The following is a 5,403-nucleotide window of genomic DNA, read 5'->3' on the forward strand; positions in this document are numbered from 1 at the left end:
GCCTGTGCAGTTTGTTGCCGGGGTCAGCGCCACATATAGGCGTAGGTCGCAAACAGCCCTTGCAGCTTGGACAGAAGGCGGTTGCCAAGCCCTGGATGCGGCAGGCGGCCTTCACGCAGGCGCATAACCGCCACTTCCGGCGGGCAGGGCTGGCCGGTCACAGGGTCGACATAGCGCGGGTAGTCGATCAGCGCCGCATGGGCGAGGCCCAACAGCGGCACCTGTGCCTGGCGCCAGGGCGGCACCGTGGCCAGATCCGTGGTCAGCCCCCAGCCGGCATAAAACGGCGTGCCCAGCGTGGTCACCTTCACCCCGCGCAGAAGTGCCTCGAAGCCCAGGAGAGAGGTCATGGTCCAGACCTCCTGCACCGCTCCCAGAAGGGCCATGGGGTCTGCCTGCGCGGCAACAACATCCGCCAGCCCCTCGGCTTCCACCTGTCCCCGGCGCAGCCCGGCCTCCACATCCGGGTGCGGCTTGTAGATGATTACCGCCTCCGGGTTGGCGTCCCGCGCGGCGCGCAAAAGCTCCAGACTGGTCCGAACCTGCCCGGCCCCGCAGAGGAGCGAGGCGTCATCCTCCACCTGGCCCGGCACCAGGATCCGGCGGCCCTCCGGCAGGGCAGGGACGCCGCCGCCAAGATTGTACTTTGACACGCCGTCCCGGACCAGCGACTGCACCAGCCGCTCGGCGCGCAGCTCCTCTGCCTGGGTCATCTCCGCGCGGCGGGCGATCAGCGCGTCAAGGTCCGAGGGCTGGCGCGGATCGTAGTAGATCCCGCGCCGGTCGGTGACCAGCGACAGGGGCGGCACCAGCTCGGCGCCCAGCCCGCGCGACCGCAGGAAACCGTCCTCCACCCGCACCGCGCCGCTATGCGCGTCTGTAGCCTTGCCAGCCCAGACCATCCAATTGCGGCAGCTGGCCTGCGCCTTGGCCGGGTCCCCGTTGAACAGCACCTTCTTTTCTGCGCCAAAGAATTTCTGCAGCGGCTTGCGCTTCCACATCCGCATGCCGGATGCGGTCCAGCCGCGGCGGTCCTGCCGCCAGGCGCGGGTGCGCGCCTCCAGGTTGTCCATCACCGTTTCCAGCTCGCACAGTTTGTCCCGGAACGGGTCGTACCATTTCGGGTACAGGATCATCGCCGCCGCGAACAACTGCGCCCGTGTCAGCTGCCGCTGCCGCCGTGCGGGCGGCGCGTCGTCGATGCTCAGCCCCCAGCCTGCATAAAACGGCTGGCCGAAGACCCGCGGCTTGTGGCCGGCCAGGATCGCCTCGAACCCCAGCTGGGAGGAGACGGTGTAAACCCCGACAGCCCCCTCCAGCAGCGCCCAGGGCGACACGCTGCCGGTGAACAGCTCGATCCGCCCCTGCGCGTCCCCGGTATCGTAATAGCCTGCCCGGTAGCCGCGCAGCGTCTCAGGGTGGGTCTTGATCAGCACCCGCGCGCCTGGGTGTTCCTCCTGGGCAAAGGTCAGCATCTCCAGAAACCGGCCCCGGTCCGCCCGTGAGGCGGTGACGGAAGCATCGTCCCGCGCCTGATCCGCCACCAGCACATAGCCAGGCTCCGGCACCGGATCTTCGGGGTCAAAGGCGTTGTACTTGCTCAGATGCGCCGTCTTCAGGCGGGCGATAGCATCTCGCGCCCGGTGCATCAGATGGGAGTCATCCAGCGGGTGGGCGGCCAGCAGCTGCTCCAGATCCGAAGGCACGCCAGCGTCGAAATGCAATCCTGCCCGGTCCAGCAGCAGCCCCGCGGACGGCTCTCCGCAGCGGCCGGGATGGACAGAACGCAAAAAGGCATCCTCCACCCGCAGCAAGCCGCTGCCGCGCCGCTGTGCCACTGCCAGGCCCCGGTGCGCAGTGGGGGAGGCGCCCCACAGGCCGATCAGATCCTCAGGCTGCGGCAGGCCCAGCCGGATGTCATAACCGGACAGTTGTAGAATCCGCCGCACCCGGCGCTGGGTCAGAAAGCCGCCATTGTAAACAAAAAGCCGGGACGCAGTGCTCCCGGCTTCGTGCTGGCCTGTGGTCAGGCTCATGCTGTTTCAGCTGCCGTCAAGCGCGGTCGACACGCTCGACAGGGACCCCACCGGCGTCACAAGCAGCGAGATGGTCTTGGTCCACTGCGCATAAGGTGCCTCGGTGACATACAGCGTGTCGTCGTCGCGGATCACAAAGTCGCGGGCGACAAACAGCCCGTTCGGCTGGGTCAGGTTCAGCACGTAGACCATCCGCTGGGCGCCGATCAGGTCGTCGCGGCCCAGCACCTGGTTGGCGATCTCAGCAGGCTCGTTGCGCAGGATGAACACGCCCGTAGGGTCCGAGGCAGTGGAAATCAGGCCGCCGACCTGGGCGATGGCTTCCAGCGCTGACAGGTCCTGGCTTTCAAACGGCACCCGCGCCTGGGCGGAGGTTGCGCCAAGGGCGGTGAAGGAGCGGGTGTCCTCCTCCACCAGAATGCGGTCGCCGCCGCGCAGGGCGACATCCAGCTGCGGATTGTCGAACAGATCCTGGAACCAGATCTTGCCCTTCTCCTGGCCGCGGATCACGGTGACCTGGGCGATTTCCGGCTGGATCGTCACACCGCCGGCCTGTGCCAGCATGGCCGACAGGGTCCGGGTCGGCCGCTCGATCGGGTAGACACCCTGGGCCCCGACAGAGCCGGTCAGGCTGACGGTCGCGCCATCGCCCGCCAGGCGGCGTACCTGCACCTGCGGATCGGGGGTCTGGTCTTCCAGCTTGCGGGTAATGGTCTCGCGCAGCTGATCCGGCGTGTTGCCGGAGGCCCGCAGCCGGCCTGCGTAAGGCACGAAGATATAGCCCGCGCTGTCGACCTGCACCTCCTCCAGCACGGTGGAGTTTGTGGCTTCTGCCGCCAGCAGCCCGTCATCCACGTTTTCCCAGACCGTCAGGCCCAGCACATCGCCGGGGCGGATGGTGTCTGAGGTCAGCCGCCCCGCCGAGGTGAACCCGGAGGAGAACCCCAAAGCAGGCACAACTGCCGTGGCGCGGGCAACCCGGTCGTTGACAGAGACGATAAAGGCATCGCCTTCCCGCTGCACGGACCCGGCGAAGATCTGGCGCTTGTTGGGGCCGACTTTGGGCAGGCCGCAGGAGGCGGCCAGCGTCAAGGCGGCCAGCATGGCCACCGGACGCGCCCAGCGAAGGGGAACGGATTTCACTGCTCGGTCTCCTCGACCAATTATTGTTTGCCTCAAGTTTTACCGGCAACCTAACCGGGCAGCAGGGAAAAATCCAGTCTTCGGGCAAATCTGCATCAGGTCACCAGCCGTAACTGTTGCCGCGGTGCCGCTGTGCCCAGGCGCAGCGCGTCATAGGGATCCTCCTGTGCCAGCATCATATCCGCCACCTGGCGCAGCAGCTGGCGGCGCCCCTCCCGCGAATAATACCCTCCCGGCACTTGCGAAGTTTCCAGCAGGAAGCGGCGGTAATCTTTGTAGGCGCGGCTGTCGGGGCGGCAGGCGGCGGCGAAGAATTCCGTCAGCGGCTGCTCCGAAACAAATTCCGGCTTGCCATAGACCGCGCGCCCGAACACCCGCAGCGGGATGCCGCGCCACAGCACCTGCTGGCCGGCGGTGGAGTTGACGGTCACCGCGGTGCGTGCCTCGTTCAGCAGCTGCGCCAGCTTGCCGCCGCGCACGTAATGTACCCGGCCGGCGATGCCGTGCTCCCGCGCCAGCCGCCGCAGGGTGCGGCGCACCTGGGCGCGGCCATCCTCCAGCGGGTGCGCCTTGATCACCAAGTGATGGTGGAGCGGAGCGCCTTTGGCAAAGCCGCCGATCACTTCCGCCAGGAAATCGCCCATGCTGCTGAAGGGGGAGTGCATCTGGAAGGAGCTGTCATGCTCCAGCTGCAGCAGCGCCAGATGGTAGGGGAAGCCGCCGTTGCGGATGCGCTGCTCCGCCAGGCGCCGCTCCAGCGCCTGCGCGGGCATCAGCACCAAGCGCTTGAGGTAGAGCTGGAATTCCTTGGTTACCGGCAGCGCCCGGTGCGGCCGGAAGTGGCGGTACTTGCGGTTCCGGAACATGACAAACCAGTGGTACAGCGCGCCATAGAAGACATGCTGACGCATATCGCCCCAATGCGCCGGCGGCAGCGGCGCTTCCACGTCGGACAGCGCCAGCGCCTCCTGCATTTGCGGCACGGTCATGTCCATCAGGCGTGAGTGTCCATTGGCGCCGCCGCGCTCATAAGTCACCCAGTAGGGGCGCAGATAGCCTTCCTCAAACACATGCACAGTCAGGCCGCGCTGCCGTGCCGCCGCGACTGCGGCGGCGTGAACCGGGCGGGTGTCGCCATACAGCACGATGTCGGTGATGCCGCGGCTGTCCAGCAGCCCGGCCAGCACCTCAGGCCACTCCTGTTGTGTCCCGGTGAACGGAATATAGCTGTCCCTGCCGCGCCAGAAGGCCTGGTCGCCTGCATTGAACCCGACCCGCGCCACTTCGCAGCCCGCGGCCCGCAGCAGTTTGCCGAGGGCTGCGAAAAACGGCCCGTGCGGGCCTTGCAGGAACAGAAAGCTCCGGTCTGGTGCAGGTTTCTGGGGCATCACAGGGGGCTGAACTCGAAAAACTAAGATATGGATCGGATAATATTTCAGTGCGGCGAAACTAAGGCTTCAGCGGGGGAGATGGCAAGCCGGGGCTTGTGAAGACCGCACGGCTTGGCTACCTCTGCCGCAGGATAGACTTTGCACCGGGCGGGGAGCGCACTCATGTTCACAGGCATCATCACTGACGTTGGCACCATCGCCGAACTGGAGCAGCAGGGCGACCTGCGGGCGCGGATCCGCACGGGCTATGACACGGCCACCATCGACATCGGCGCTTCGATCGCCTCGGACGGTGTCTGCCTGACGGTGATCGCACTGGGCGATGACTGGTACGACGTGCAGGTCTCGGCCGAAACTGTCTCCAAGACCAACCTCGGCGCCTGGACCGTAGGCAAACGGGTCAACCTGGAGCGTGCGCTGAAAGTGGGCGACGAATTGGGCGGCCATATCGTGTCCGGGCATGTGGACGGCGTCGCCGAAGTTGTGGCAATGACGGACGAGGGCGACAGCACCCGCGTCACCCTGCGCGCACCAGAGGCGCTGGCCCGCTTCATCGCCCCCAAGGGCTCGGTGGCGCTGAACGGCACCTCGCTGACGGTAAACGATGTGGACGGCTGCGATTTCGGCATCAACTTCATCCCGCACACCAAGGACGTCACCACCTGGGGCGATGTGAAGACCGGGGACCGCATCAACCTGGAGATCGACACCCTGGCCCGCTACGTCGCCCGGCTGCACGAAGCCGGATAACAGCGCCGGTCATTTATTTTTCCCGAAATACTCCGGGGTGAGGCCGCCAGGCCGAGGGGCAGCGCCCCTTATGCGCTGGCGGT

Annotated in this window: 4 protein-coding genes; 1 reads left to right on the plus strand and 3 read right to left on the minus strand. The window is 66.6% G+C overall.

From position 1 onward, the window contains the following. Positions 1-23: 23 nt before the first annotated feature. The 3 genes from ACTRWG_RS22600 to ACTRWG_RS22610 all read right to left on the minus strand — a co-directional run bounded on the left by ACTRWG_RS22600 (position 24) and on the right by ACTRWG_RS22610 (position 4,567). Entirely contained in the window at positions 24-2,036 is a 2,013-nt protein-coding gene (locus ACTRWG_RS22600) for a capsular polysaccharide biosynthesis protein (RefSeq protein ID WP_027236913.1), read from the minus strand. Positions 2,037-2,042: 6 nt separating this feature from the next. Continuing rightward, positions 2,043-3,179 carry a polysaccharide biosynthesis/export family protein gene (locus tag ACTRWG_RS22605; protein WP_027236914.1) on the minus strand — a complete coding sequence of 379 codons (1,137 nt, stop codon included), beginning with the start codon at positions 3,177-3,179 and terminating at the stop codon, positions 2,043-2,045. 95 nt (positions 3,180-3,274) lie between these two features. Next, complete coding sequence (locus ACTRWG_RS22610; RefSeq protein ID WP_027236915.1) at positions 3,275-4,567, minus strand: capsule biosynthesis protein; 1,293 nt, start codon at positions 4,565-4,567, stop codon at positions 3,275-3,277. Positions 4,568-4,732: 165 nt separating this feature from the next. On the opposite strand from ACTRWG_RS22610, the gene ACTRWG_RS22615 reads away from it, so the two are divergent. Then, positions 4,733-5,320, plus strand: coding sequence for a riboflavin synthase (locus ACTRWG_RS22615; protein WP_027236916.1), 588 nt, complete (start codon positions 4,733-4,735; stop codon positions 5,318-5,320). Positions 5,321-5,403: the final 83 nt, after the last annotated feature.

The sequence above is a fragment of the Leisingera sp. G5_S3_59_S7 genome (assembly GCF_054968485.1).